General features: G+C 65.4%; 25 protein-coding genes. 15 read left to right on the top strand and 10 right to left on the bottom strand.

Annotation, left to right across the window (positions count from 1 at the left end):
* Window positions 1-89: 89 nt before the first annotated feature.
* Window positions 90-1,484 carry an argininosuccinate lyase gene (gene argH / locus ACWKWX_RS15825; protein WP_416421878.1) on the top strand — a complete coding sequence of 465 codons (1,395 nt, stop codon included), beginning with the start codon at window positions 90-92 and terminating at the stop codon, window positions 1,482-1,484.
* 19 nt (window positions 1,485-1,503) lie between these two features.
* Here the strand turns inward: argH and ACWKWX_RS15820 are convergent, their stop codons facing one another.
* Complete coding sequence (locus ACWKWX_RS15820; protein WP_416427516.1) at window positions 1,504-2,178, bottom strand: glutathione S-transferase family protein; 675 nt, start codon at window positions 2,176-2,178, stop codon at window positions 1,504-1,506.
* Between the two features lie 145 nt (window positions 2,179-2,323).
* On the opposite strand from ACWKWX_RS15820, the gene ACWKWX_RS15815 reads away from it, so the two are divergent.
* The 3 genes from ACWKWX_RS15815 to ACWKWX_RS15805 all read left to right on the top strand — a co-directional run bounded on the left by ACWKWX_RS15815 (window position 2,324) and on the right by ACWKWX_RS15805 (window position 5,985).
* Window positions 2,324-2,620: a hypothetical protein gene (locus ACWKWX_RS15815; RefSeq protein ID WP_473005071.1), complete on the top strand. Its 297-nt coding sequence runs from the start codon at window positions 2,324-2,326 to the stop codon at window positions 2,618-2,620.
* Between the two features lie 129 nt (window positions 2,621-2,749).
* Entirely contained in the window at window positions 2,750-2,995 is a 246-nt protein-coding gene (locus tag ACWKWX_RS15810) for a TIGR02647 family protein (protein ID WP_416421876.1), read from the top strand.
* A 155-nt stretch (window positions 2,996-3,150) separates the two neighbouring features.
* Window positions 3,151-5,985, top strand: coding sequence for a class I adenylate cyclase (locus tag ACWKWX_RS15805; protein WP_483828257.1), 2,835 nt, complete (start codon window positions 3,151-3,153; stop codon window positions 5,983-5,985).
* Between the two features lie 3 nt (window positions 5,986-5,988).
* Here ACWKWX_RS15805 and ACWKWX_RS15800 read toward each other — a convergent pair whose 3' ends face one another.
* Both ACWKWX_RS15800 and cyaY read right to left on the bottom strand, forming a co-directional pair.
* Window positions 5,989-6,213, bottom strand: coding sequence for a DUF1289 domain-containing protein (locus ACWKWX_RS15800; protein WP_416421874.1), 225 nt, complete (start codon window positions 6,211-6,213; stop codon window positions 5,989-5,991).
* 2 nt (window positions 6,214-6,215) lie between these two features.
* Window positions 6,216-6,542 carry an iron donor protein CyaY gene (gene cyaY, locus ACWKWX_RS15795; RefSeq protein WP_416421873.1) on the bottom strand — a complete coding sequence of 109 codons (327 nt, stop codon included), beginning with the start codon at window positions 6,540-6,542 and terminating at the stop codon, window positions 6,216-6,218.
* 182 nt (window positions 6,543-6,724) lie between these two features.
* Here cyaY and lptM point away from each other — a divergent pair, with 182 nt between their 5' ends.
* The 6 genes from lptM to ACWKWX_RS15765 are packed head-to-tail and all read left to right on the top strand — an operon-like array spanning window position 6,725 to window position 11,317.
* Window positions 6,725-6,877 carry an LPS translocon maturation chaperone LptM gene (gene lptM, locus ACWKWX_RS15790; RefSeq protein ID WP_416421872.1) on the top strand — a complete coding sequence of 51 codons (153 nt, stop codon included), beginning with the start codon at window positions 6,725-6,727 and terminating at the stop codon, window positions 6,875-6,877.
* A 9-nt stretch (window positions 6,878-6,886) separates the two neighbouring features.
* The gene (gene lysA / locus ACWKWX_RS15785) at window positions 6,887-8,134 is read left to right on the top strand and encodes a diaminopimelate decarboxylase (protein WP_416421871.1); all 1,248 of its coding nucleotides are present in this window, start codon (window positions 6,887-6,889) and stop codon (window positions 8,132-8,134) included.
* A 4-nt stretch (window positions 8,135-8,138) separates the two neighbouring features.
* Window positions 8,139-8,969 (top strand): diaminopimelate epimerase, encoded by an 831-nt coding sequence (dapF, locus tag ACWKWX_RS15780; protein WP_473005068.1) that lies wholly within the window; start codon window positions 8,139-8,141, stop codon window positions 8,967-8,969.
* A gap of 13 nt (window positions 8,970-8,982) precedes the next feature.
* A complete protein-coding gene (locus ACWKWX_RS15775) occupies window positions 8,983-9,720 on the top strand; it encodes a DUF484 family protein (RefSeq protein WP_473005067.1) in 738 nt (245 codons plus the stop codon).
* Window positions 9,721-9,722: 2 nt separating this feature from the next.
* Window positions 9,723-10,622 carry a tyrosine recombinase XerC gene (gene xerC / locus ACWKWX_RS15770; RefSeq protein WP_416421868.1) on the top strand — a complete coding sequence of 300 codons (900 nt, stop codon included), beginning with the start codon at window positions 9,723-9,725 and terminating at the stop codon, window positions 10,620-10,622.
* Complete coding sequence (locus ACWKWX_RS15765; RefSeq protein ID WP_416421867.1) at window positions 10,619-11,317, top strand: HAD family hydrolase; 699 nt, start codon at window positions 10,619-10,621, stop codon at window positions 11,315-11,317. Before xerC ends, ACWKWX_RS15765 begins: the two co-directional genes overlap by 4 nt.
* Window positions 11,318-11,378: 61 nt before the next feature.
* On the opposite strand, the gene sutA is transcribed toward ACWKWX_RS15765, so the two are convergent.
* From sutA to glnK, 4 genes are all read right to left on the bottom strand, one after another.
* Window positions 11,379-11,702 carry a transcriptional regulator SutA gene (sutA, locus tag ACWKWX_RS15760; protein WP_416421866.1) on the bottom strand — a complete coding sequence of 108 codons (324 nt, stop codon included), beginning with the start codon at window positions 11,700-11,702 and terminating at the stop codon, window positions 11,379-11,381.
* A 101-nt stretch (window positions 11,703-11,803) separates the two neighbouring features.
* Complete coding sequence (locus ACWKWX_RS15755) at window positions 11,804-12,229, bottom strand: secondary thiamine-phosphate synthase enzyme YjbQ (protein ID WP_483828301.1); 426 nt, start codon at window positions 12,227-12,229, stop codon at window positions 11,804-11,806.
* A 200-nt stretch (window positions 12,230-12,429) separates the two neighbouring features.
* Window positions 12,430-13,767, bottom strand: coding sequence for an ammonium transporter (locus ACWKWX_RS15750; RefSeq protein WP_416421864.1), 1,338 nt, complete (start codon window positions 13,765-13,767; stop codon window positions 12,430-12,432).
* A gap of 35 nt (window positions 13,768-13,802) precedes the next feature.
* The gene (gene glnK, locus ACWKWX_RS15745) at window positions 13,803-14,141 is read right to left on the bottom strand and encodes a P-II family nitrogen regulator (RefSeq protein ID WP_002555808.1); all 339 of its coding nucleotides are present in this window, start codon (window positions 14,139-14,141) and stop codon (window positions 13,803-13,805) included.
* Between the two features lie 412 nt (window positions 14,142-14,553).
* Here glnK and ACWKWX_RS15740 point away from each other — a divergent pair, with 412 nt between their 5' ends.
* The 3 genes from ACWKWX_RS15740 to ACWKWX_RS15730 all read left to right on the top strand — a co-directional run bounded on the left by ACWKWX_RS15740 (window position 14,554) and on the right by ACWKWX_RS15730 (window position 17,864).
* A complete protein-coding gene (locus tag ACWKWX_RS15740) occupies window positions 14,554-14,814 on the top strand; it encodes an accessory factor UbiK family protein (RefSeq protein WP_416421863.1) in 261 nt (86 codons plus the stop codon).
* Between the two features lie 129 nt (window positions 14,815-14,943).
* The gene (locus ACWKWX_RS15735; protein WP_416421862.1) at window positions 14,944-15,855 is read left to right on the top strand and encodes a LysR family transcriptional regulator; all 912 of its coding nucleotides are present in this window, start codon (window positions 14,944-14,946) and stop codon (window positions 15,853-15,855) included.
* A 515-nt stretch (window positions 15,856-16,370) separates the two neighbouring features.
* Entirely contained in the window at window positions 16,371-17,864 is a 1,494-nt protein-coding gene (locus ACWKWX_RS15730) for a YifB family Mg chelatase-like AAA ATPase (RefSeq protein WP_483828256.1), read from the top strand.
* Window position 17,865: 1 nt separating this feature from the next.
* Here the strand turns inward: ACWKWX_RS15730 and ACWKWX_RS15725 are convergent, their stop codons facing one another.
* Window positions 17,866-19,863: an FUSC family protein gene (locus ACWKWX_RS15725; RefSeq protein WP_483828255.1), complete on the bottom strand. Its 1,998-nt coding sequence runs from the start codon at window positions 19,861-19,863 to the stop codon at window positions 17,866-17,868.
* Between the two features lie 144 nt (window positions 19,864-20,007).
* Between ACWKWX_RS15725 and ACWKWX_RS15720 the strand changes: the two genes are divergently transcribed.
* Window positions 20,008-21,444 carry a mechanosensitive ion channel family protein gene (locus ACWKWX_RS15720; RefSeq protein WP_483828254.1) on the top strand — a complete coding sequence of 479 codons (1,437 nt, stop codon included), beginning with the start codon at window positions 20,008-20,010 and terminating at the stop codon, window positions 21,442-21,444.
* Window positions 21,445-21,558: 114 nt separating this feature from the next.
* Here the strand turns inward: ACWKWX_RS15720 and amaA are convergent, their stop codons facing one another.
* Both amaA and amaB read right to left on the bottom strand, forming a co-directional pair.
* Entirely contained in the window at window positions 21,559-22,845 is a 1,287-nt protein-coding gene (gene amaA / locus ACWKWX_RS15715) for an L-pipecolate oxidase (RefSeq protein ID WP_483828253.1), read from the bottom strand.
* A gap of 47 nt (window positions 22,846-22,892) precedes the next feature.
* Window positions 22,893-24,383 carry an L-piperidine-6-carboxylate dehydrogenase gene (amaB, locus tag ACWKWX_RS15710; RefSeq protein ID WP_416421852.1) on the bottom strand — a complete coding sequence of 497 codons (1,491 nt, stop codon included), beginning with the start codon at window positions 24,381-24,383 and terminating at the stop codon, window positions 22,893-22,895.
* Window positions 24,384-24,528: 145 nt separating this feature from the next.
* Here amaB and gcvA point away from each other — a divergent pair, with 145 nt between their 5' ends.
* Window positions 24,529-25,416, top strand: a complete 888-nt coding sequence (gene gcvA, locus ACWKWX_RS15705) for a transcriptional regulator GcvA (RefSeq protein ID WP_416421851.1) — start codon at window positions 24,529-24,531, stop codon at window positions 25,414-25,416.
* The last annotated feature ends 111 nt before the right edge of the window (window positions 25,417-25,527 follow it).

Raw genomic sequence — 25,527 nt, 5'->3', positions numbered from 1 at the left:
CATTCCACTGGGCACTCAATCCCCGAGCGGATTGAAGCCCTGTTATTATTGCAGCCAATTTCCCGTTCACGCCTTCAACGAGCGAATTCATGAGTACTGACAAGACCAACCAGTCCTGGGGCGGCCGCTTCAGTGAGCCCGTCGACGCCTTTGTCGCCCGCTTCACCGCATCCGTCAACTTCGACCAGCGCCTCTACCGTCACGACATCATGGGCTCGATCGCCCACGCGACCATGCTGGCCAAGGTCGGCGTGCTCACCGAGGCCGAGCGCGACACCATTGTCGATGGCCTGAAGACCATCCAGGGCGAGATCGAAGCCGGCACCTTCGAGTGGCGTGTGGACCTGGAAGACGTGCACATGAACATCGAGGCACGCCTGACCGACCGCATCGGCATCACCGGCAAGAAGCTGCACACCGGCCGCAGCCGCAACGACCAGGTGGCCACCGACATCCGCCTGTGGCTGCGCGACGAGATCGACCTGATCCTGGGCGAAATCACCCGCCTGCAAAAAGGCCTGCTGGAGCAGGCCGAGCGCGAAGCCGAGACCATCATGCCCGGCTTCACCCACCTGCAGACTGCACAGCCGGTTACCTTCGGCCACCACCTGCTGGCCTGGTTCGAAATGCTCAGCCGCGACTACGAGCGCCTGGTGGACTGCCGCAAGCGCGCCAACCGCATGCCCCTGGGCAGCGCCGCGCTGGCCGGCACCACCTACCCGATCGACCGCGAACTGACCTGCCAGCTGCTGGGCTTCGAAGCCGTGGGCGGCAACTCGCTGGACGGCGTGTCGGACCGTGACTTCGCCATCGAATTCTGCGCCGCCGCCAGCATCGCCATGATGCACCTGTCGCGCTTCTCCGAAGAGCTGGTGCTGTGGACCAGCGCCCAGTTCCAGTTCATCGACCTGCCCGACCGCTTCTGCACCGGCAGCTCGATCATGCCGCAAAAGAAAAACCCCGACGTGCCCGAGCTGGTGCGTGGCAAGAGCGGCCGCGTGTTCGGCGCGCTGATGGGCCTGCTGACCCTGATGAAAGGCCAGCCACTGGCCTACAACAAGGACAACCAGGAAGACAAGGAACCGCTGTTCGACGCCGCCGACACCCTGCGCGACTCGCTGCGTGCCTTTGCCGACATGATCCCGGCCATCAAGCCCAAGCACGCCATCATGCGCGAAGCGGCCCTGCGCGGTTTCTCCACCGCCACCGACCTGGCCGACTACCTGGTACGCCGCGGCCTGCCGTTCCGTGACTGCCACGAAATCGTCGGCCACGCCGTGAAATACGGCGTGGACAGCGGCAAGGACCTGGCCGAGATGAGCCTGGAAGAACTGCGCCGCTTCAGCGACCAGATCGACCAGGACGTGTTCGAGGTGCTGACCCTGGAAGGCTCGGTCAACGCCCGCGACCACATCGGCGGCACCGCACCGGCCCAAGTACGCGCCGCCGTGATCCGCGGCCAGGCCCTGCTGGCCCAGCGCTGATCGCCTGTAGCCGCTGCCGCTAGCCTGCGGCAGCGGTTACCGGGTTGAGTTGCGCCAGGAACCGCAGTTGGTCATTGGCCCTGCGGCTGGCGACCTCCACCACGTTGGGGTTGAGCGCCAACAGCGCCAGCAGCGCTTGCGCACCCGGCAGGCCCTCCAGGAAATCGATGTCGAAAAGCTTCAACCCTACCTCCCTGGCCAGGTCCACGCTGTACAGGAAGTAGATATCGGCAACCGTAGGCTCGCCCCCCGCGACGTACGGGGTAAATGATGCTCCTTCAGCCAACGCGGCAAACCCCTTGACCAGGTCTCGCCTGGCCTTCTCCTTCAAGGCCGGTGGCGTTGCGCGCCCGCCGAAGAACACCTCCGGGTAACAGAGCCGCGCGGGCAGTTCGATGTACAGCTCTATTTCCTTGGCCAACGCCTTCACCCGCGCCCTGTCGAACGGGTCGCGAGGCAATAATTGCCGTTGCGGGTACACCTCCTCCAGATAACCGAGGATCACGTCCGTTTCAGTCAAATATCCGTCCGGGGTGCCCAGCACCGGGATTTTTCCACGACGGCTCACCGCCATGACCCCGGGGCTCTGGCAGCCGTGTAGCAACACCTCTTCGAACGGCAGGCGTTTCTCCAGCAATGCCAATTGCACCATGTTGAAATAGTTACTGGATGCAAACCCGTACAACTTGAGCATCACCTGACCTCCATGGCCTTGAACGAGAGCGGCCAAACTAGGCAGCCGCCGATGGGCGATGGGCCATTCTGTATTTCAAGACGCGTCAGCTGATGCAAAGCCGACCAATACCGTTAAACTGGCGGCCTACCGTGAGGAACCTGCAATGACCGACGCCACCCAACGCGACGACGAAGACGAACAATTCGCCGAAGACACCCTGATCCAGGCCATCGAGAACCAGATCGAGAGCGACAACCCGCCTGCAGCCAAGGCCACGTTCAACAAGCTGACGCTGGTCGGCTACGAGCGCGACGATATCCTCGAAATGATGGCCCACGTGCTTGCCGTCGAAATCGATAAGATCCTGGAAGAAGACCGCGCGTTCGACACCGAATGGTACGAAAAGGCCCTGCGCGCCCTGCCCGAGCTGCCACCCGAGGCAAAGCCCGAGCAGGACTGAGTTTCCCGGCAGAATCGCTGCGGCCTTACTACACTGGAAATGCCCCGCTGCCCTCCATGCAAACCGGGGCCTCCACGGCCTGCCCCCGCTGGGGCTGGCCGTCTATTCCTAGAAAAGTCCGGAGTACCTATGTCGTATACCCCTGAGCTGGTCGCCGAACTGGAAATCCTCGCGCTGTTCAATCTGGACAACACCCAGGAAGGCCTCAAGATCCACCACACCGCCACCCCACAGGCCATCGCGGCGGCCAAGCGGCTGCACGACAAGGAACTGATCACCCAGGTCGACGGCGGCTACCTGACCAGCGGCGGGCTACAGGCTGCGCAGCACGCCCAGGCGCTGCTGACCGTACTGGGTGTCGGCGAACCCGCCTGACGCCACTGCTCGCGCCGGCGCCGAATGGGGTGCCGGCGCTGCCGTTATTTTTGCCAAACTGGCTCAAACTCTTCTCAAGGCTGCCGATAACCGGCTGAAGGCGGGTGTTCCGCCCTGCCCACGTTACGTCGCCCAGCAGTCGATTCGAGCCACAGATGCCGCGCACCCATGAAATCCGCCCCGATCTGGACGAGGGAATCGATCGCAAGGTTCTCGCGACCCTGCGCGCACGCTTCCTGACGCTGAACCAGGGCCGACTGGGCCGCGCCATGGAAGGGCTGTCGACCCGCCAGCAACAGGTGCTGACGCTGTTGCCGCTGTTCTTTCACGTCAACCACCCGCTGCTGCCCGGCTATGTCTCGGGCAATACCCCGGCCGGCCTGTCGAACTACGAGCCCGAGCCCGAGGTGCTGGCCGAAGCCCAGCGCCTGACGCGCTCGTTCTCCTACAAGGCTCGCCATGGCAACCCGCCACGCCCGCTGCACGGGCTGTTCCTGATGGGTAGCCTGGGCACCCTGGCCCAGGCCGAACAGAGCGACATGGACTTCTGGGTGTGCCACGACACCGAACTGGGCGCTGAAGCAATCGCCGAGCTGCGCAAGAAATGCCAGCTGCTGGAAGCCTGGGCCGCGACCCAGGGCGCCGAGGCGCACTTTTTCCTGATCGACCCGCCGCGCTTCGTGCGTGGCGAGCGCGACACCGAACTCAGCTCCGAAGACTGCGGCACCAGCCAGCACTACCTGCTGCTGGATGAGTTCTACCGCACCGCCATCTGGCTGGCCGGCCGCACGCCGCTATGGTGGCTGGTGCCGGTTTACGAAGAGGCGCGCTACGCCCAGTACACCGAGACCCTGCTGGGCAAGCGCTTCATCCGCGCCGAAGACGTGCTGGACCTGGGCCACATGGCGCATATCCCCGCCGGCGAGTTCATCGGCGCCGGCCTGTGGCAACTGTTCAAGGGCATCGACTCGCCCTACAAGTCAGTGCTCAAGCTGCTGCTGACCGAGGCCTACGCCAGCGAACATCCACAGGTGCGCTGCCTCAGCCTGCGCCTCAAGCAGGCGGTGTACGCCAACCAGGTCGACATCGACGAACTGGACCCCTACATGGTGGTGTACCGGCGCATCGAGGAATACCTGCTGGCACGCGGCGACATCGACCGCCTGGAACTGGTGCGCCGCAGCCTATACCTGAAGGTCAACAAGAAGCTGACCGCCGGCTCCCGGCAACGCCCGCCCAGCTGGCAGCGGCAGGTGATGCAGCGCCTGGCGGCGGAATGGGGCTGGGACAACCGCCACCTGGCGTTGCTGGACAGCCGCAGCCAGTGGAAGGTGCGCCAGGTGACCAGCGAACGCCGGGCGCTGGTCAATGAACTCAACTACAGCTACCGCTTCCTGACCCAGTTCGCCCGCGACCAGCAGGCGGTGAACCGCATCAACAGTCGCGACCTGAGCATTCTCGGGCGGCGCCTGTACGCCGCCTTCGAGCGCAAGGCCGGCAAGGTCGAATTCATCAACCCCGGCATCGCCCCGGACCTGGCCGAGGACACCCTGACCCTGGTGCAATCGCCCAACCGCAAGGAACCGGGGCAGGTACTGTGGGGCCTGTACAACGGCAACCTGGGCGCCTACGAGTGGGAACACTTCGCGCCCTTCAAGCGCAGCCGCCACCTGCTGGAAATGCTGGTGTGGTGCCACCGCAACGGCGTGATCGACAGCAGCACGCGCCTGGCCTTGCACCCCGGCGAAAGCGACCTGACCGAGTTCGAGCTGTTCAACCTGATCGCCAGCCTGCAACAGAGCATCCCCCTGCCCCTGGGCACGGTGGCCGATGAACAGCTGCTAAGGCCCACGGTGCCGGTTGAAGTGCTGTTGCTGGTGAACGTGGGCATCGACCCGCTCAAGCATCACCGCGACCTGAACATCCTGATGACCACCGAACGCACCGACTCGCTGAGCTATGCGGGGGTGCGGGAGAACCTGGTGCTGACCCTGGACCAGGTCGTGCTCAACAGCTGGAACGAGGTGCTGGTCAACCGTTTCGACGGCCCGACGGCCTTGATGGATTGCCTGCGCGACTACCTCAACCACCTGCCCGCCGGCAACGCGCCACGGGTGCGGGTGCGCTGCTTCTGCCACAACCGCGCCCAGGCCATCGCCCAGCGCGTGGAGGCCTTGCTGGCCACCGCCCAGCAACTGCTGCGCAGCGGCCTGCACTACCGCTACCTGATCCAGGTGCAGCAGCAGTATCACGTGCTGGAATTGGTACCGGGCAACGTGCGCCACATGGCGTTGCCTACGGTGGCGGCACTGGTGCAATACCTGGGCGAGGACCTGCCGGGCTACAGCCCGCTGCACCTGGACGGCAACGCGCTGGAAGATCACGACCTGGCCGTTGTGCTGCCGCTAGGGCAACCCGAATGCGTGCAGCTGTTCTACCGCCTGCAGGACAGCTGGGCGGACGTCTACGTGCTGGATGAGTTGAACGCGCTATGGCACCAGCGCCTGCCGCTGCACGACGAGGCTAGCCTGTTGGTGCCGATGCAGCGTTTCCTGCAGTCGGTGCTGCGCCGCCGCAACGCGCTGCAGGCCGTGGAAGGCCATGACGAGCAGGTGCTGTATTACCAGCTGCTGCCCACCGGCAGCGGCCGCGCCCGCAGCGCCGAACCTCGGCCGGGGCCGCCGACGGCCACCAGCAAGCGTTACTACGATGTGCAGGCGATTATCGAACGCTCGCCACCCGGCCAGGTGCACGTGACCCTGTACTGCAATCAACGCGAGTTCTCCGAGCTGGAGCATGGCGAGCAGTTGTTCAGCGTGGTAGCCCGGCAGATCCTGAAGCAGCGCACCGAGCCCATGGCCTACCGCTGCTACCTCACCGACCTGGACCTGTCGGGCCTGCTGGGCGACACGCCGGGCGCCACCCACCTGTACCTGCGCTACAAGGCCGACCTTGAGCGCTCACTGAACAACGCCTTGAGCCAGATGTAGGCCTCAGGCCGTGCCGGCGCGGCGCTCGGCGGCCTGGTCGCAGATCTGCCGGCGACGGGCGTCGTCGGCCGAACGCCATTCGCGGATGTCTTCCACGTGGCGGAAACAGCCCTTGCAGACCTTCTGCTCATCGAGCCGGCACAGGCTGATGCAGGGTGACGGCACCGCCGGGCTGACGTTGCTGAACAGGGGCTTGGGCGCACGGGGCGCTGGCGCTTGGGTGGTCACGCTCAGATCTCTTCGAAGTCCAGCTTCACGCCGGCCTGTTCCCAGGTGGCGCGGGTGAGGATCTCGCCCAGCAGCTCTTCGGACTTCTCGCATACCCACTTGCCCATCTCTTCGTCGTAGTCGAAGTGGTAGCCACCCGAACGCGCGGCCAGCCACAGCTGGCGCAGGGGTTCCTGGCGGCTGATGATCAGCTGGCTGCCGTTGTCGAACTTGATGGTCATCAGGCCGGACGAAATCTCGACGTCGTCGGCGTGGTCTTCGAACAGTTCTTCCAATGCCTGTTGCGTGGCATCGACCAGGTCATGAAAGCGCGCTTCGGTCAAACTCATTGCGGGAACCTCGTAAGTGTCCAATCACACTGCAAGCGCGGGAAGATACGAGCAGCGCGCGCTGATTGCAAAGTTATTACGACCAGTTACCCCCTCGGGCGCGGCGACCGGGCATCAATAGGCAAGGCGTCGGGTGGCCGGTATACTCGGGCGCAATTAATGCTTTTACAAAGGATTTCGCCATGAAGCGCCTGATTTCCGCCCTTGCCGCGCTGGTCGCGGCTGCCTGCCTGCTGTCCGCCTGCGGCCAGAAAGGCCCGCTGTTCCTGCCGGACGGCCAAAAATCCACCGTGCAACAGGACGGCTCGTCGAAATCGCACAAACACATGATGTAAGGGAAGACCATGGACGCTTTCAACTACCGCGGCGGTGAGCTGTTCGCGGAAGGCGTGTCGTTGGCTTCCATTGCCGAGCGTTTCGGCACGCCAACCTATGTCTATTCCCGTGCGCACATCGAACAGCAGTACCGGGCCTATGCCGACGCCCTAGCCGGCATGTCGCACCTGGTCTGCTTCGCGGTCAAGGCCAACTCCAACCTCGGCGTGCTGAACCTGCTGGCCCGCCTGGGCGCAGGCTTCGACATTGTCTCGGGCGGTGAGCTGGAACGCGTCCTGGCCGCTGGCGGCCGTGCCGACCGCGTGGTGTTTTCCGGCGTCGGCAAGACCCGCGAAGACATGCGCCGCGCCCTGGAAGTCGGCGTGCACTGCTTCAACGTCGAGTCCACCGACGAACTGGAGCGCCTGCAACAAGTAGCCGCCGAGCTGGGCGTGCGCGCCCCGGTGTCGCTGCGGGTGAACCCCGACGTCGACGCCGGCACCCACCCGTACATCTCCACCGGCCTTGCGGAAAACAAGTTTGGCATCGACATCGTCGCCGCCGAAGACGTCTACGTTCGCGCAGCCCAGCTGCCGAACCTGGAAGTGATCGGCGTCGATTGCCACATCGGCTCGCAGCTCACCAGCCTGGAACCCTTCCTCGACGCCCTCGACCGCCTGCTGGGCCTGGTCGACCGCCTGGGCGACTGCGGCATCTTCCTGCAACACATCGACCTGGGCGGTGGCCTGGGCGTGCGTTACCAGGACGAGCAACCACCGCTGGCCGGCGACTACATCAAGGCCGTGCGCGAGCGCCTGCAAGGCCGCGACCTGGCGCTGGTGTTCGAGCCGGGCCGCTACATCGTCGCCAATGCCGGCGTGCTGCTGACCAGGGTCGAGTACCTCAAGCACACCGACCACAAGGACTTCGCCATCGTCGATGCGGCCATGAACGACCTGATCCGCCCGGCCCTGTACCAGGCCTGGATGGACGTCAGCGCCGTGCAGCCGCGCGAAGGTGAAGGCCGCAGCTATGACATCGTCGGACCGATCTGCGAGACCGGCGACTTCCTGGCCAAGGCGCGCCAGCTGGCCCTTGCCGAAGGTGACCTGCTGGCCGTGCGTTCGGCCGGGGCGTATGGTTTCGTCATGAGCTCGAACTACAACACCCGCGGCCGTGCCGCTGAAGTGCTGGTCGATGCCGACCAGGCGTTTGAAGTGCGCCGCCGTGAAACGGTCGCCGAACTGTTCGCGGGCGAAAGCCTGTTGCCGGAGTAAACCCATGCTGCTTCGTTTTACCAAGATGCATGGGCTAGGCAATGACTTCATGGTCCTCGACCTGGTCAGCCAACACGCTCATATCCTGCCCAAGCACGCCAAACAATGGGGCGACCGCCACACCGGCGTCGGCTTCGACCAACTGCTGTTGGTGGAGGCGCCGAGCAACCCGGACGTCGACTTCCGCTACCGCATCTTCAACTCCGACGGTTCGGAAGTGGAACAGTGCGGCAACGGCGCGCGCTGCTTCGCCCGCTTCGTGCTGGACAAGCGCCTGACCGCCAAGAAGCGCATTCGCGTGGAAACCAAGAGCGGCATCATCGAGCTGGATATCCGTAACGACGGCCAGATCAGCGTCGACATGGGCCCGCCACGCCTGGTGCCCGCCGACATCCCGTTCGTGGCCGACGCCCAGGCGAAGAACTACGACGTCGAAGTCGACGGCCAGGTGGTGAACCTGGCTGCAGTCTCCATGGGCAACCCCCATGCGGTGCTGAAGGTCGACGACATCAACGCCGCGCCGGTGCACCAGCTGGGCCCGAAAATCGAACACCATCCGCGCTTCCCGGCGCGGGTCAACGTCGGCTTCCTGCACGTGATCGACCGTCAGCGCGCGCAACTGCGCGTCTGGGAACGCGGCGCCGGGGAAACCCAGGCCTGCGGTACCGGCGCCTGCGCCGCCGCGGTCGCCGCCATCAGCCAGGGCTGGATGGATTCACCGCTGTTGATCGACCTGCCCGGCGGGCGCCTGTCCATCGAATGGGCGGGCCCCGGCCAACCCGTGCTGATGACCGGTCCTGCGGTGCGCGTCTACGAAGGACAAGTGCGTCTATGAGCGAGCCACGACCATGACCAAGAAGCCCCAGGCACCTGCACCACAGCCCCTTGATAACGTTGAGGACAGCACGGCGCCGGCCCCCGGGGCTGACGCGGTCGCGGCGTTCCTGCAAGCCAACCCGGAGTTCTTCGTGGAACGCGAGGAACTGCTTATCAGCCTGCGCCTGCCGCACCAGCGCGGCGACACCGTGTCGCTGGTGGAGCGGCAGATGAAGCTGCTGCGCGAGCGCAACATCGAGATGCGCCACCGCCTGTCGCAGCTCATGGACGTGGCCCGCGACAACGACCGCCTGTTCGACAAGACCCGCCGGCTGATCCTCGACATCCTCGATGCCGCCAGCCTGGAAGAAGTGGTCATCGCCGTGGAAGACAGCCTGCGCCAGGAATTCCAGGTGCCCTTCGTCAGCCTCATCCTGTTCAGCGAGATCGCCACCCCGGTGGGCCGCTGGGTCAGCAGCAGCGAGGCGCACCAGGCCATCGGCGCGCTGCTGTCGGGCGGCAAGACCGTCAGCGGCAGCCTGCGCGACCATGAGCTGGACTTCCTGTTCGGCGAGGAACAGCGCAAGCAGGTCGGCTCCACCGCCGTGGTCGCGCTGACCCACCAGGGCCTGCACGGCGTGCTGGCTATCGGCAGCCGCGACCCGCAGCACTACAAGAGCTCGGTGGGCACGCTGTTCCTGAGCTACATCGCCGAGGTGCTGGGCCGCGTGTTGCCGCGCTTCACCGGCAGCCTGCGCTCGGTACGCTGACCATGCAGGCGCACCTGGACGCTTACTGCGCGCACCTGCGCAGTGAGCGGCAAGTGTCCGACCACACCCTGCAAGCCTACCGGCGCGACCTGGACAAGGTGCTGGCGTTCTGTGAAAAAGAGCAGCTGGCCAGCTGGAACGCCCTCGACATCCAGCAGCTGCGCCGCCTGGTCGCCCGCCTGCACCAGCAAGGGCAATCCTCGCGCAGCCTGGCGCGCCTGCTATCAGCGGTGCGCGGCCTGTACCGCTACCTCAACCGCGAAGGTATCTGCAGCCACGACCCGGCCAACGGCCTGTCGCCACCCAAGGGCGAGCGGCGCCTGCCGCGCACCCTCGACACCGACCGCGCCCTGCAGTTGCTGGAAGGCGCCGTGGAGGACGATTTTCTCGCCCACCGCGACCAGGCCATGCTGGAGCTGTTCTATTCCTCGGGCCTGCGCCTGTCGGAGCTGACCAGTCTGAACCTCGAGCAGCTGGACCTGGCCGACGGCCTGGTGCAGGTGCACGGCAAGGGCAGCAAGACCCGCGTGCTGCCAGTGGGCCGCAAGGCGCGCGAGGCACTGCAGCAGTGGCTGCCCCTGCGCGGCCTGAGCAACCCCGCCGACGACGCCGTGTTCGTCAGCCAGCAGGGCCGGCGCCTGGGCCCACGGGCCATCCAGCTGCGGGTCAAGGCGGCCGGCGAGCGCGAGCTGGGCCAGAACCTGCACCCGCACATGCTGCGGCACTCTTTCGCCAGCCACTTGCTGGAGTCGTCCCAGGACCTGCGCGCGGTGCAGGAAATGCTCGGCCACGCCGACATCGCCACCACGCAGATCTACACCCACCTGGACTTCCAGCACCTGGCCACGGTCTACGACAGCGCCCACCCACGGGCCAAACGCAGCAAGGACAGTGACACATGAGCATCGAGCTGATCACCTTCGACCTCGACGACACCCTGTGGGACACCGCGCCCGTCATCGTCAGCGCCGAAGCGGTGCTGCGCGATTGGCTGGCCAGGCACGCACCGAAATTGGGCGGCGTGGAAGTCGAGCATCTGTTCGCCATTCGCCAGCGCCTGGTGGATGCCGAACCTGGCCTGAAGCACCGCATCAGTGCGCTGCGCCGCCTGGTGCTGCTGCACGCCCTGCGCGAAGCCGGCTACCCGGAGGCCGAAGCCGTGCCGCTTGCAGAAAAGAGCTTCGAGGTATTCCTACACGCCCGTCACCAGATCGAGGTGTTCCCCGAAGTGCTACCGGCACTGGAACAACTGGGCCAGCACTACACCCTGGGCGTGGTCACCAACGGCAACGCCGACGTGCGCCGACTGGGCCTGGCCGACCGCTTCGGCTTTGCCCTGTGCGCCGAGGACCTGGGCATCGGCAAGCCAGACCCGGCGCTGTTCAACGAGGCGCTCAAGCGCGCCGGTGGCGTAGCGGCCAGTGCCGCGGTGCATGTGGGTGACCACCCCGGCGACGACATTTTCGGCGCCCAGCAGGCCGGCTTCCGGGCCATCTGGTTCAACCCGCAGGGCAAGGCGTGGGAGGCGGACCACAAGCCGGACGCCGAAGTGCGCAGCCTGCTGGAAATCCCGCAAATCCTCGCACGCTGGAAATAACCAACGCCCAGGCATGAAAAAGCCCGCAGCGACGGCGGGCTTTTTTCACGCAAGCAGGGACTCAGATAGGGCGGCTGCCGTATTTGTTGTCCGGCTTCTTGGGCGGGTCGGCGACCACGTTGGCCTCGACTTCCTGCACCTTGCCACCACGAGCCAGGAATTCTTCCATGGCGCGGGCAAGGGCATCACGCTCCTTGTTCTTGGCTTCAATGCTAGGCAGTTCGTCTACCGACACTGCAGCCTTGGATTTGCCTTTGGCCGAGGGCGCGGGGGTATCGTCGCCACTGTCGTCGGCAACGTCTTCAGCTGCCGCTTCCAGGCCTTCCTCGGTATCGTCCTCGTCACCTACTTCGAGTTCGTCGTTTTCCAGATCATCGTCGCTCATGTTCTACCTCATGACTTGCGAAAAGCAGATTATTTATAGCGCAGCCTGACCGTCTGTCGATGGCTGCCAGGAAAAATTCATATCCGTCGGTTTGCCGACGGTCATTTGGCCTCGCCCTGCAACGTGGCGAGCACCCTGCGAGCTCCGCCATGATCACGGTGCTCACCCAAATACACACCCTGCCAGGTACCCAGCGCCAGCCGCCCGTCCCACACCGGCAACGTCAGTTGACAGCCTAGCAAACTGGCCTTGAAGTGTGCCGGCAGGTCATCCGCGCCTTCGTCGTTGTGTTCATAGCCGCCGTCGCCCTGGGGCACCAGGCGGTTGAAGAAACGCTCGAAATCACGCCGAACCGCAGGGTCGGCGTTCTCGTTGATGGTCAACGACGCCGACGTATGTTGCAGCAGCAGGTGCAGCAGGCCGATACGGCATGCACGCAACTCTGGCCAGTCGTGCAGCAGCTCATCCGTTACCAGGTGAAAGCCGCGCGGCCTTGGCTTCAAGGTGATCAACCGTTGCTGCCACATACCATTCTCCACACGTTCGGGGCGCATTCTAGCGCGCTCTGGGAAAAAGCAAAGGGGCTAAATTCATCATTGCCTGTAAGCCTTTCGCCTACATGGCACGGTTGCTGGAACTTGGCTGGCAGAAACCGTTTGCGCCCTGGACAAATGACAAATCGCAGGCAAAAAAATGCCCGGCAAGCCGGGCATTTTTTCGCAGGCGGTTACAGGTTGTAGCCGCGCTCGTTGTGTTGCGCCAGGTCCAGGCCAACCGACTCTTCTTCGTCGTTGACGCGCAGGCCCATGACCACGTCCAGCACCTTGAGGATGACGTAGGTCACCACGGCGGTGTAGACGATGGTGAACGCCACGCCCTTGCACTGAATCCAGACTTGGGCAGCGATGTCGGTCACGGTGCCGAAGCCGCCCAGCGACGGGGCTGCGAACACGCCGGTCAGGATAGCGCCGAGGATACCGCCGATACCGTGCACGCCGAAGGCGTCCAGGGAGTCGTCGTAGCCCAGCTTGCGTTTCAGGGTGGTGGCGCAGAAGAAGCACACCACGCCAGCCGCCAGGCCAATGACCAGGGCGCCCATCGGGCCCACGGTACCGGCAGCCGGGGTGATGGCTACCAGGCCGGCAACCACGCCCGAAGCGATACCCAGGGCGCTAGGTTTGCCGTGGGTGATCCACTCGGCGAACATCCAGCCCAGTGCGGCGGCAGCGGTGGCGATCTGGGTGACCAGCATGGCCATGCCGGCGGTGCCGTTGGCAGCGGCGGCGGAACCGGCGTTGAAGCCGAACCAGCCTACCCACAGCATCGCTGCGCCCATCAGGGTGTAGCCCAGGTTGTGCGGGGCCATCGGGGTGGTCGGGAAGCCTTTGCGCTTGCCCAGCACCAGGCACGCCACCAGGCCTGCGATACCGGCGTTGATGTGCACCACGGTACCACCGGCAAAGTCCAGCACGCCCCAGTCACCCAGCAGCGAGCCCGGACCGGACCAGACCATGTGCGCGATCGGTGCGTACACCAGGGTGAACCAGATGCCCATGAACACCAGCATAGCCGAGAATTTCATGCGCTCGGCGAAGGCACCCACGATCAGCGCCGGGGTGATGATGGCGAAGGTCATCTGGAAGGTGACGAACACCGCTTCCGGAATCAGCGCCGCAGGGCCGGTGATGCTGGCCGGGGTGATACCCGCCAGGAACGCCTTGGCCATGCTGCCGAAGAAGGAGTTGTAGTTGACGACGCCAGCTTCCATACCGGTGGTATCGAACGCCAGGCTGTAGCCATAAATGGTCCACAGAATGCTGACCAGGCCGGTAATGGCGAAGCACTGCATCATCACGGAAAGAATGTTTTTCGAACGAACCATGCCGCCGTAGAACAACGCCAGGCCAGGAATGGTCATGAACAGCACCAGGGCGGTGGACGTCAGCATCCACGCGGTATCGCCCGAATTGAGCACCGGTGCCGGGACCGGATCAGCCGCCAGGGCCATGCCGGGTATTACGAGGGACAACAGGGCTCCTAGCCCTGCGAATTGACGCAGAGTCATATTGTTTTCTCCTGGGGCGTTGGGTTTGGGGCGGCTTAGATCGCGTCGGTATCGGTTTCGCCGGTACGGATGCGAATGGCCTGTTCCAGATTGACCACGAAAATCTTGCCGTCGCCGATCTTGCCGGTGTTGGCAGCCTTGGTGATCGCCTCGATCACCCGGTCCAGATCCTTGTCGTCAATGGCGACATCGATCTTCACCTTGGGCAAAAAGTCGACCACGTATTCCGCGCCGCGATACAGCTCGGTGTGACCCTTCTGGCGCCCGAAGCCTTTCACCTCGGTTACGGTAATGCCCTGCACGCCGATTTCAGACAGCGACTCGCGGACGTCGTCCAATTTGAACGGCTTGATGATGGCAGTGACTAGCTTCATGAAACTCTCTCCCGAATTAGTGGACTTGCCCCAGGAAAACAAACCCAGCTCAAGTCTAAGCGCAGTGCCTGGCTTTGTAACGCGTCGTCGGTCCCACATCCCCAGACCAACCACCAGTACCGCTCCTGACGAAACACATCCCGCTCCGCCTGCGCACTGCATTCGTCACATCGACTGCATCAGTGCATGGGTCAATGCTGTGTAAGCAGAAAGCTTGCCATGTCCGTGCAACCCAACAAATTCGGCGTGTTTCCCCTTGCTTGTCGCCCTCGCCCCACATCTGATCAACGGTTGCGCCCTATCCTGGTGCGCACTCGAACGTGGCGATGCGCAAAAACCGTGCGGCCGCCACGCCACTGACTATAGACGCCTGCGTGTTACACTCCAGGCCATCAGATTCAGGAATTTCACCATGCTTGCGCCCAAAGCCTTCCTCGACGCCCTTGGCGACCACGCCTCGCGCCTGTTCAGCAGCGACACCAGCCAGCCCCGCGCCGAGCTGGAAAGCCAGTTCAAGGTGCTGCTGCAAAGCGGCTTCAGCAAGCTGGACCTGGTAAGCCGGGAAGAATTCGACAGCCAGATGGTGGTGCTGGCCCGCACCCGCGCGCGCCTTGAAGCGCTGGAAGCGAAGATGGCCGAACTCGAAGCCCGCCTGGCGCCACCTGCGGAATAACCACTCAGCTCGCGCCCGGTGACGCGGCCTGCGGCCGCTGCTACGGGGCGGTGGGTTTGTAGCATTGCGTCATACAAACCCGCACCTCTACACTCCAGCCATATGCGAATGGACTGGGGGCAGCCGCCGATGAACCGCAATGAATTGCGCAAGGCCGACATCAACCTGATGGTGGTGTTCGAGACCTTGATGCTCGAGCGCAACGTCACCCGCGTCGCCGAAAAGCTGTTCCTCGGCCAGCCCACCATCAGCTCGGCGCTCAACCGCCTGCGCAGCATGTTCAACGACCCGCTGTTCGTGCGTGTCGGCCACCGCATGGAGCCCACCGCCCGCGCCGAGGAACTGGCCCGGCACCTGTCGCCGGCCCTGGACGCGCTGTCCATCGCCATCAGCCTGAGCCACGACTTCGACCCCGCCGTCAGCAACTCCACCTTCCGCATCGGGCTGTCGGACGACGTCGAGTTCGGCCTGCTGCCGCCGCTGCTGCGCGCCCTGCGCCAGGAGGCGCCGAAGGTGGTGTTCGTGGTGCAGCACGTGGACTACTGGCGCGTGCCCGACCTGCTCGCCTCCGGCGAAATAACCGTGGGCATCAGCCAGACCCGCGGCCTGCCGGCCAACGCCAAGCGCAAGCTACTGCGGCGCATCCAGCCGCGCATCCTGCGCGCCGACAAATCCGACCACCCCCTGACCCTCGACGAATACTGCGAACGCCCCCACGTGCTGGTCTCGCACATGGCCAACACCAGCGGCGTGGTGGACGAGTGGCTGGAAGAAATCGGCCGCAAGCGCAACGTCGTCCTCTCCGTCCCCCAATACAGCGCCCTGCCCGCCCTGCTGGCCGGCACCGACCTGCTCGCCGGCGCCCCCGACTACGCGGCGAACGCGATGGTGGGCTACGGCAACCTGTACACCGAGCCGCTGCCGTTCGACACGCCTACGCTGGACCTGTCGATGGTGTGGTTGAGCGTGATGGATACGGACCCGGGGGAGCGGTGGTTGAGGTCACGGCTGGAGGCGTTCATGAGTGATTTGCCGCGCTGACTTCGCCACGTAGCCGCTGCCGCAGGCTGCGCTGGCCATTGCGTGCACTGAAAATGTTGGTCTGCAATGAGGGCCAGCGCAGCCTGGCGGCAGCGGCTACGGTGCAACGCCCTCCCTTCTGGCGCCCATCCGCAGCTATAACGAAGCAGGTCTTACTTTCCCACGCCCACTGAGCTGAAGGAAAATTCCGAATTTTCCGTATAGCCTTGCGCGGGCGCCGCGTATCGAACCGAAAGAATCACATGCTCCGCTGGGACCTGGGAGGTCCTGATCCTGAGTGGATCGGGCGTCTACGCATTGCTCCTGTACCACTGCTCTGCCGAGAGCCGTGGTCTGCGGCGCTGGCTCACACACGATGTGATTCCGGCGCTTGACGGCATGAGGCAAGCGAGCGTTCTGGAATAGCAGAATCTGAAACACCCCGACGCAATACCCCCCTGGCACTCCCCTCACCAGCCACTACCCTGAAAGCACCGCAAGGAAGCGGTCCTTCCCTACCCCTGCACGGAGCAATCATGTCCCTAGCCATCGTCCACAGTCGCGCCCAGGTCGGGGTCGGCGCGCCGGCCGTCACGGTGGAAACCCACCTGGCCAACGGCCTGCCTTCGCTGACGCTGGTGGGCCTGCCGGAAGCCTCGGTCAAGGAGAGCAAGGACCGGGTGCGCAGCGCCATCGTCAACTCGAACCTGAATTTCCCCGCGCGGCGCATCACCCAGAACCTGGCGCCTGCGGACCTGCCCAAGGACGGGGGCCGCTACGACCTGGCCATCGCCCTGGGCATTCTCGCCGCCAGCGGGCAGTTCCCCACGGCGGCGCTGCAGGATGTGGAATGCCTGGGCGAGCTGGCGCTGTCGGGGGCGATACGGCCGGTGCAGGGCGTGCTGCCTGCCGCGCTCGCTGCCCGCGAGGCCGGGCGGGCGCTGGTGGTGCCCTGCGAGAATGCCGAGGAGGCCAGCCTGGCGTCAGGGCTGGTGGTCATTGCCGCCAGCAACCTGCTGGAGCTGGTCTGCCATTTCAACGAGCAGCAACGCATCAGCCCCTTCAGTTCCAACGGCCTGATACTGCTGGACCGCCCCTACCCCGACCTCAGCGAAGTGCAGGGCCAGCCGGCGGCCAAGCGTGCCCTGCTGGTAGCCGCAGCCGGGGCGCACAACCTGCTGTTCAGCGGCCCGCCCGGCACCGGCAAGACCCTGCTCGCCAGCCGCTTGCCCGGGCTGCTGCCGCCGCTGGATGAGCGCGAGGCGCTGGAGGTTGCGGCGATACAGTCGGTGGCCAGCCTGGCGCCGTTGAAGCACTGGCCGCAGCGGCCGTTTCGCCATCCCCATCACTCCGCTTCCGGGGCGGCGCTGGTGGGCGGCGGTAGTCGCCCACAACCCGGCGAAATCACCCTCGCCCACCACGGTGTGCTGTTTCTCGACGAACTGCCCGAGTTCGACCGCAAGGTGCTGGAGGTGCTGCGCGAGCCGCTGGAGTCTGGCGAAATCGTCATCGCCCGCGCCCGCGACAAGATCCGCTTCCCCGCGCGCTTCCAGCTGGTGGCCGCCATGAACCCCTGTCCCTGTGGATATCTCGGCGACCCCAGCAGCCGTTGCAGCTGCAGCACCGACCAGATCGCCCGTTACCGCAACAAACTCTCCGGCCCCTTGCTGGACCGTATCGACCTGCACGTCACCGTCGCCCGCGAAACCACCGCCCTCAACCCAACCCCACAGCCCGGCGATGACACCGCCCACGCCGCCGCACGCGTGGCCGCCGCACGCGATCGGCAACTGCGGCGCCAGGGCTGCGCCAACGCCTTTCTCGACCTGCCGGGGCTGAAGGAACACTGCAAGTTATCCACAGCCGATGAGCAATGGCTGGAAACCGCCTGCGAGCGGCTGACGCTGTCACTGCGGGCAGCGCATCGGCTGTTGAAGGTGGCGCGCACCTTGGCGGACCTGGAAGAGGTGGAGCAGGTTGGGCGGGGGCATGTGGCGGAGGCGTTGCAATATCGGCCCAGCAGCACTTAGCTCAGGAGCTCTTCTTGCACCACCCCCGCCAAACAAACCGCAACTGCACCACCGCCGCCCGCGCCAGCTCCCGGCGCCTATCAGTCAACTGCGTATCCACCTCCAGCACCGCCAGCAATCGCTCGCTCGGCTCATCCAGCATCGCTACCCGCGCCGGCGCCGGCGGCCCCTGCTTGAGCAGGCGCGCTACCTGCCGCAGGTAGCGGTCACGCGCCGCCGCGACGGTGCCCGTGGCGTCCACCAGGCAGCCGCGCAGGTGCAGCAGTTCGCCGCCCAGGTCCAGGCCGTAGAGGCCGTCGTGCCAGTGCAGGTTGGGTTCGTCCGGGTGTTGGGTGCGGTAGCGCGCCAGGCGCATCAGGCGGTCGGCCATGCGCCCGCCGAACCAGCCCTCGGCGTGGCTCAGCGGGCGTTGGGTGAGCTGGGACAGGTCGACGAGCGACGCCTGCACCAGGCGCCGGTAGTGGCGCAGGCCGGGGCCCAGGGTGACCAGGCGGAACACCACCACCGAGATGCCGACGCCGAACAGGGTGGCCAGGGCCTTGTTGAGGAACTGTTCCAGGTCGTAGCTCATGACGTTGTTGGGGGCGACGTTGTTGACGAAGAAGATACAGAACGACGAGGCGATGGGCGCGATGCTCGGCTGGCTCAGGCACAGCGAGGCCATGAACAGCGGCACGCCCAGGCCCAGGCACAGCATGGGGAAGCCTTCCCAGCCCGGCAGCAGCCCGTAGGCCACCAACGCCGCCACGGGCACGGATAGGGCGATACCCTTGAGGAAGTTCAGCGCCGCGCCAGCCGGGGCTTCGCGGCCGGCGAACAGGCTCAGCACCACGCCGCAGATGGACACCGCGCCCAGGCCCGCCGGCCAGGCGGTGAACACCCACAGCGCGGCCACGGCGAGGAACGCCAGGGCGCTGCGCAGGCCGGAGATGGCGCCTTGCTCGACATCGCGGTGCCAGGCCAGCGGGCCGGGGGCGTTGCTGACCGGGTCACCTTGCTCGACGGCGCGCAAGGTCTGCACTGCCACACTAGCCAGGCGCACCACCACGGTCAGGCGCATCAGGCAGGTGTGCACCTGGGGTTCGAGGCTGGGGTCGAGCAGGCTTTCGTCCAGCACCACGCCCTGCTGGTTGAGGGCTGTTTCGCTGCCGTCGGCCAGGGCCTGGGCCACGCCCTGGATCATCGGGTCGAGGCGTTCGCCTGCCGCTTCATCCAGCATCTGCCGCAAGCGCGCCACACCCCGCGCCACCCGCAACAGGCTGAGCAAATCCCGGCTCATTACCCGCAACGCCTGGGCCCGCAGCCGCCCCAGCGGACCCTCGAAGGCGGCGTGGTCGCGCTGGGCGTCCACCGAGACGATGCGCCCCAGGGCATCCAGCAGGCCTTGGCGCTGGTCCACGCCCAGCAGCTCCGAGGCTGCCGCGGCCATGCCGGCCTGCCAGGCGCCGCGGGCCTGCGCAGCCAGTTGCCGTTCGACACGGCGCGGCCACAGCACGGTGCTGACCAGCGAGGCGCAGAGGATGCCCAGGGTGATCTCGAAGAAGCGCGCCTGAGCCTGGTCGAACACGTTCAGGGGCGCGGCGGTGGACGGCAAGGCGATGATCGCCGTGGTGTAGCCCGCCAGCACGAAACCGTAGGAGGCGTTGTTGCGGTACAGCGACGCGCCGGCGGTGCAGAAGCCCAGCCACAGCGCCATGCACAGCAGGAACATCAGCGAGGCCTGGCCGAACGCGGCGATCATGCCCAGGGAAACCACGGCACCAACGAAGGTGCCCAGCAGGCGGTAGATGCCCTTGGACAGCACCATGCCACTCAGTGGCTGGTTGACGATGAACACTGTGGTCAGCGCCCACTGTGGCTGCTGCATCTGCAGGATGAACGCCAGGTACAGCGCCAGGCCGCCGCCCAGCATGTTCTTGAGGGCGAACTGCAGCGCCGGGGTCGAGGGGTTGAAGACCGCCTTGGAAAAGTCGCTCAGTGCGCGGGGGAATATCGCCATTGCCTGCAAATCTGCATAGCTAGCTAACGATTAGCATCGTAGCCATATCCCGGCGCAAGAACCAGCCCATTCATTCAAGATCCACAGTGGCGGCGCGGCAGATACTCGAACACACTAGAACAGCCGAATCGCCCTGGGGCCGCCATGTTCTCATTGATCAGTAATCATCCGTTGGCCATCGGTACCGTGCTGCTATTGATCGACCTGGCCGTGTGGCACTCGATCCCGCAGAAGCACCGCATGGCTCGCCTGGCCACCCGCGCCAGCGCCTTCATCCTGTTCAGCTGGGTGCTCAATTCCACCGGCATGAGCCCGCTGACGCCAGCGCCCTGGCCCGACGACGCCACGCTGAACATGGTGGCGACGCTGCTGGAAATAGTCTGGTGGCTGTTCGCCGCGCGGCTGTTGACGGTGATCCTCGGCGCCGTGCTGTTCCAGCGCAATGGCCACACCGGGCGCCTGCTGCAGGACGTGATGGGCGCGGTGATCTTCCTGATCGCCATCGTCGCCGCCGCAGCCTACGTGATGCAGTTGCCGGTGAAAGGCCTGCTGGCTACCTCCGGCGCCATGGCCATCATCGTCGGCCTGGCGCTGCAGAGTACCCTCAGCGACGTGTTTTCCGGCATCGTGCTGAACACCACCAAGCCCTACCAGGTGGATGACTGGATTGCCATCGACGGCACCGAAGGCAAGGTGGTCGACATCGACTGGCGCGCCACCCACCTGATGACCAGCAACGGCGCCATGGCGGTGATCCCCAACTCGGTGGCGGCCAAGGCGAAAATCCTCAACTTCAGCCGGCCGAGCAATATTCATGGCGTGTCCATCAGCATCGCCGTGCCCGCCCAGGTGCGCCCGCGCAAGGTGCTGGACGCGCTGGAAAAGGCCCTGCAAGGCACCACGGCGCTGCTGATTTCACCCAAGCCCAAGGCGGCGGTGAAGGCCTCGACCCTGGAATACATGGAATACGAGGCCAGCGGCTTCATACGTTCCATGGACCAGAAGACCGAAGCGCAGAACCTGTTGTTCGACCTGGCGCACCGGCACCTGCAGGCCTCGGGCGTGAGCTGGGCGCTGGAAGCTGCGGAGCGGCCCTGGTCGCGGCAGCGCAGCCTGCTCGAAGAGGTGCGGGTGTTCCGTTCGCTGAGCAACGAGGACAAGGACCACCTGGCCGAAAGCATGAGCCCGGTAGAATACCCCGAGGACCATTTGATCCTGGCTTACGGCGCTACCTCCGAATTCCTGCTGGTGATTGGCACCGGGGTGGTGTCGGCGCGCATCAAGGACGGCGACAGGATGATCGAGGCGGGGCGCATGGGGCCCGGGGAGATACTGGGCGAGGACAACCTAGTGTCCGAGGGTACCTCGATGGCGGAGTTTCGCTCGCTGACCACCTGCATCCTGTACCGCATCGACAAGCAGGCGCTGAAGGCCTGCATGGGCGAGCGCAGCGAGGTGCTGGCGGCGTTCACCAAGCTGCAGCATTACCGGCAGCGCAAGAGCCAGTCGTTGTTGCTGCAGAAGCCGACGGAAATCCGCAAGGGTGGATTCCTGAACTGGTTGCACCTGAAGGAACGCTGAGCACCTGTAGCCGCTGCCGAAGGCTGCGCTGGCCGTTATGAACGCCGGAGATCTTCAGCGTGGTCAAGGGCCAGCGCAGCCTTCGGCAGCGGCTACAGGTGGTACGTCCGCGCGCTACAACACCACCCGCAAACACTGCCCCGCGTGGTACAGGGAGAACCCTGTCTCGTAGAACCCGGTGCGCAGCGCCGGGCGCGTCACCGGCTTGTCCAGCGAGAACGGCAGCGGCAGCCCCGCAGGGTCGTCGCTCAGCAGGTAGTCTGCCAGCGCCTTGCCCACCACCGTGCCAGTGGTGTTGCCGCGGCCGTTGTAGCCGGTCACCGAAACCACGCCGGGCGCCGGTTCGAACAGGCGCATCAGGTGGTCAGGGGTGAAGTCGATGATACCGGTCCAGTGCATCTCCCAATCCACCTTGCCCAAGGCCGGGAAGTAATGGCCCTGGATGCGGTCGGCCCAGCGCCGCACGAACCAGGCGGGCTTGTTGTCGACCCTGCCCATGCTGCCCAGCAACAGGCGGCCATCGGCATCGCGACGGATGCTGCTGAGCACCGTGCGGGTGTCCCACGAGCCCTGGCCGTGACGCAGCACTGCATCAGCCGCTGCGCCCACCAGCGGCTTCGACGCCACCTGGTAGTAATAGCCACGGAAATAGCGGCGCTTGAGGTCGGTCCAGTCGCCCTCGGTGTAGGCGCCCGTGGAGATCACCACCTTGGCGGCGCTGACCTCCCCCTTGGCAGTCTTCACCAGCCAGCCATCGCCCTGGCGTTGCAGCTGCTCCACCGGCGAATGTTCGTGAACCGCGCCACCCAGGCGCTTCACCGCGGCCGCCAGGCCCTGGGTGTAGGCCATGGGGTTGATGGTGCCCGCGCGGCGGTCCAGCAGCGCGGCGGCGATTTTCGTGGTGCCGCAATACGCTTCGCAGCGCGCGCCGGTCAGCAATTCCACGTCGGCACCGCGGCGGCGCCACTGCTCGTTGCGGCTTTCCAGGTCAGCCACGCCGGTGGCGTTGTGGGCCATGTGCAGGGTGCCGGCGTTGCGCGCCTGGCAGTCGATGCCCAGGCGCTCGATCATGGCGAACACCGCAGCCGGCGCTTCACCCAGCACCTTGTTCAAGCGGCTGCCCTGCTCGCGGCCCAGGGTGGCTTCGACGTCGTCGGGGCGTATCCAGGTGCCGGCGTTGACCAGCCCCACATTGCGCCCCGAGCCGCCATGGCCGACCTGATGCGCCTCAAGCAGCACCACCCGCTGGCCTTGCTCCAGCAAGGCGATGGCGGCGTTGAGCCCGGTGATGCCGCCGCCAATCACACAGACATCGGCCTTGGCCGAGCCCGCCAGGGCCGCGGTGGCGGCTGCTGGCGGAGTAAGGTGTTCCCAAAGACATTCCTGACGCAATTGAGTCATGACGCGAACCCGGTCAAATCAAAGGAAAGGGGCCACGGGGGCCGGACTCAATCGAACACGATGCCCTGGGCCAGCGGCAGTTCGCGCGAGTAGTTCACCGTGTTGGTCTGGCGGCGCATGTAGGCTTTCCAGGCATCGGAGCCCGATTCGCGACCACCGCCGGTTTCCTTCTCGCCGCCAAACGCCCCGCCAATTTCCGCGCCGCTGGTGCCGATGTTGACGTTGGCGATGCCGCAGTCGCTGCCCGAGGCGCTCTGGAAGCGCTCGGCTTCGCGCAGGTCGGTGGTGAAGATGCACGACGACAGGCCTTGCGGCACTTCGTTGTTGAGGCGCAGCGCCTCTTCGAAATCGTCATACGCCAGCACGTACAGGATCGGCGCGAAGGTCTCGTGGCGCACCACCTCGCTCTGGCCTGGCATTTCGGCAATGGCCGGGCTTACGTAGTAGGCGTTAGGGTATTGCTGCGCCAGTTGGCGCTCGCCGCCGAACACCTGGCCGCCTTCGTCGCGGGCCTTGGCCAGCGCGCCCTGCATGGCGTCGAACGAGGCCTTGTCGATCAGCGGGCCGACCAGGTTGTCCTTGCGCGGGTCGCCGATGCGCACCTTGGCGTAGGCGGCTTTCACCCGCGCCACCACTTCATCCTTGATGGAGGAGTGCACGATCACCCGGCGCAGGGTGGTGCAGCGCTGGCCTGCGGTGCCCACGGCAGAGAAGAGGATGCCACGCACGGCCAGGTCGAGGTCGGCGCTGGGGGCCAGGATCATGGCGTTGTTGCCGCCCAGTTCGAGAATGCTGCGGCCAAAGCGGGCGGCCACGCGCGGGCCCACTTCGCGGCCCATGCGGGTGCTGCCGGTGGCGCTGACCAGCGGCACGCGCGGGTCGTCCACCAGGGCCTCGCCGGCGTCGCGGTCGCCGATCACCAGCTGGCACAGGCCCGCAGGCGCTTCGCCGAACTGCTTCAGGGCTTTTTCGAACAGGGCCTGGCAGGCCAGCGCGGTAAGCGGGGTTTTTTCCGACGGTTTCCAGATCACCGAGTTGCCAGCCACCAGCGCCAGCGCGGTGTTCCACGACCACACCGCCACCGGGAAGTTGAAGGCGCTGATCACGCCGACCACGCCCAGCGGGTGCCAGGTTTCACGCATGTGGTGGCCAGGGCGCTCGGAAGCGATGGTCAGGCCGTACAGCTGGCGCGACAGGCCCACGGCGAAGTCGCAGATGTCGATCATCTCCTGCACTTCGCCCAGGCCTTCCTGGGTGATCTTGCCGGCTTCGATGGACACCAGCTCACCAAGCTGGGCCTTGTGCTGGCGCAGCACTTCGCCGAACAGGCGCACCAACTCACCGCGGCGCGGCGCCGGCACGTTGCGCCAGGCCAGGAAAGCCTGCTGCGCGACGTCGATCTTGGCCAGCACCTGGGTTTTGTCTTCCAGGGTCACCGAGGCGATCTGGCTGCCATCGATGGGGGTGTGAACGGGATGGTTGCCGTGGGTGTAGGCACTGGCCGCGACGCCGAGGCTCTGAAGCAGTCCATCAACCATTTTCTTCTCCTGCATGCGATGAGTTGTTGAAATCAAGCGATGGGATCAGTATTAATCCGAATAGTGATACGCAACAAACGACCTTTATTCAGCACATCATTCCTCCAGGGCATGATGTTTCCCCCGTTTGCCCGCCGAGATCGACATGTCCAAACGCCTGGTGCCCTCGATGGCCGCCCTGCAGTGCTTCGAAGCCGCCGCCCGCCACCTGAGTTTTACTCGCGCCGCCGAGGAATTGCATCTCACCCAGAGCGCGGTGAGCAAACAGGTGGCCCAGTTGGAAGAGATGCTGCGCCACCACCTGTTCCTGCGCATCCGCCGGCGCCTGCAACTGACCCCGGCCGGCAGCCTGTACCTGGCTGAGGTGAACAAGATCCTGGTGCAGGTGGACATGTCCAGCCGCTACATCCTCTCCTACGGCCAGGAAACCGAAGTGTTGACCGTGGCCACCCAGCCCAGCTTCGGCGTGGGCTGGCTGATCCCGCACCTGAAGGGCTTCGGCAAGCGCCACCCCAACATCCACCTGGACATCCGCAACGAACTGGAGCCCTTCAACCTGCTGCAGGCCAAGGCCGACGTGGTATTTTTCTTCGGCCAGGGCACCTGGCCGGGCGCCACCTGCATGGAGCTGTTCACCGAAGAAGTGGTACCGGTGTGCGCCCCAGACCTGCTGGGCGGTCGCGAGTTGGCCAGCGCCGAGGAGCTGTCGCAACAGGTGCTGCTGCAAAGCACCTCGCGGCCCGAGACCTGGCACGAATGGTTCCTGGAACAGGGCCTGCACTCGGCCAACAGCTACCACGGCCCCCGCTTCGACACCTTCTACATGTGCATCAGCGCGGCGTTGTCGGGCTGCGGCGTGGCGCTGGTGCCGCGCTACCTGGTGGAACGCGACCTGGCCGAAGGCAAACTGGTGGTGCCGTGGCAACACGCGATGCGCAGCAACGGTGCGTATTTCCTGGCGTACCAGGAACATGCGGCGGAAGTGCCGAAGGTGCGGGCGTTGGTGGATTGGGTCACTGACCAGTTGGCCTAGCCCTACGACGCAGCCTACGGCAGCTGCTACGGGGGCGCGCAGCCCGCCGATCGCGCCGTTTGCATCGCGGCCAAGGCCGGCTCCTACCCCGCACGCGGTAGGAGCCGACCT

Source organism: Pseudomonas imperatae (assembly GCF_057128625.1).
The sequence above is the reverse complement of the archived record's forward strand: the minus strand, read 5'-3'. Positions and strand labels throughout refer to the sequence as shown.

Coding starts and splice junctions, on each gene's coding strand:
- ACWKWX_RS15815 (WP_473005071.1), top strand. CDS start 2,324: ATGACCGACGCCACCCAACGCGACGACGAAGACGAACAATTCGCCGAA.
- glnK (WP_002555808.1), bottom strand. CDS start 14,141: ATGAAGCTAGTCACTGCCATCATCAAGCCGTTCAAATTGGACGACGTC.
- gcvA (WP_416421851.1), top strand. CDS start 24,529: ATGTCCAAACGCCTGGTGCCCTCGATGGCCGCCCTGCAGTGCTTCGAA.
- ACWKWX_RS15735 (WP_416421862.1), top strand. CDS start 14,944: ATGAACCGCAATGAATTGCGCAAGGCCGACATCAACCTGATGGTGGTG.
- amaB (WP_416421852.1), bottom strand. CDS start 24,383: ATGGTTGATGGACTGCTTCAGAGCCTCGGCGTCGCGGCCAGTGCCTAC.
- ACWKWX_RS15755 (WP_483828301.1), bottom strand. CDS start 12,229: ATGTGGCAGCAACGGTTGATCACCTTGAAGCCAAGGCCGCGCGGCTTT.
- ACWKWX_RS15765 (WP_416421867.1), top strand. CDS start 10,619: ATGAGCATCGAGCTGATCACCTTCGACCTCGACGACACCCTGTGGGAC.
- ACWKWX_RS15750 (WP_416421864.1), bottom strand. CDS start 13,767: ATGACTCTGCGTCAATTCGCAGGGCTAGGAGCCCTGTTGTCCCTCGTA.
- sutA (WP_416421866.1), bottom strand. CDS start 11,702: ATGAGCGACGATGATCTGGAAAACGACGAACTCGAAGTAGGTGACGAG.
- ACWKWX_RS15720 (WP_483828254.1), top strand. CDS start 20,008: ATGTTCTCATTGATCAGTAATCATCCGTTGGCCATCGGTACCGTGCTG.
- lptM (WP_416421872.1), top strand. CDS start 6,725: ATGAAGCGCCTGATTTCCGCCCTTGCCGCGCTGGTCGCGGCTGCCTGC.
- ACWKWX_RS15820 (WP_416427516.1), bottom strand. CDS start 2,178: ATGCTCAAGTTGTACGGGTTTGCATCCAGTAACTATTTCAACATGGTG.
- ACWKWX_RS15725 (WP_483828255.1), bottom strand. CDS start 19,863: ATGGCGATATTCCCCCGCGCACTGAGCGACTTTTCCAAGGCGGTCTTC.
- lysA (WP_416421871.1), top strand. CDS start 6,887: ATGGACGCTTTCAACTACCGCGGCGGTGAGCTGTTCGCGGAAGGCGTG.
- argH (WP_416421878.1), top strand. CDS start 90: ATGAGTACTGACAAGACCAACCAGTCCTGGGGCGGCCGCTTCAGTGAG.
- xerC (WP_416421868.1), top strand. CDS start 9,723: ATGCAGGCGCACCTGGACGCTTACTGCGCGCACCTGCGCAGTGAGCGG.
- cyaY (WP_416421873.1), bottom strand. CDS start 6,542: ATGAGTTTGACCGAAGCGCGCTTTCATGACCTGGTCGATGCCACGCAA.
- amaA (WP_483828253.1), bottom strand. CDS start 22,845: ATGACTCAATTGCGTCAGGAATGTCTTTGGGAACACCTTACTCCGCCA.
- dapF (WP_473005068.1), top strand. CDS start 8,139: ATGCTGCTTCGTTTTACCAAGATGCATGGGCTAGGCAATGACTTCATG.
- ACWKWX_RS15810 (WP_416421876.1), top strand. CDS start 2,750: ATGTCGTATACCCCTGAGCTGGTCGCCGAACTGGAAATCCTCGCGCTG.
- ACWKWX_RS15805 (WP_483828257.1), top strand. CDS start 3,151: ATGCCGCGCACCCATGAAATCCGCCCCGATCTGGACGAGGGAATCGAT.
- ACWKWX_RS15775 (WP_473005067.1), top strand. CDS start 8,983: ATGACCAAGAAGCCCCAGGCACCTGCACCACAGCCCCTTGATAACGTT.
- ACWKWX_RS15740 (WP_416421863.1), top strand. CDS start 14,554: ATGCTTGCGCCCAAAGCCTTCCTCGACGCCCTTGGCGACCACGCCTCG.
- ACWKWX_RS15730 (WP_483828256.1), top strand. CDS start 16,371: ATGTCCCTAGCCATCGTCCACAGTCGCGCCCAGGTCGGGGTCGGCGCG.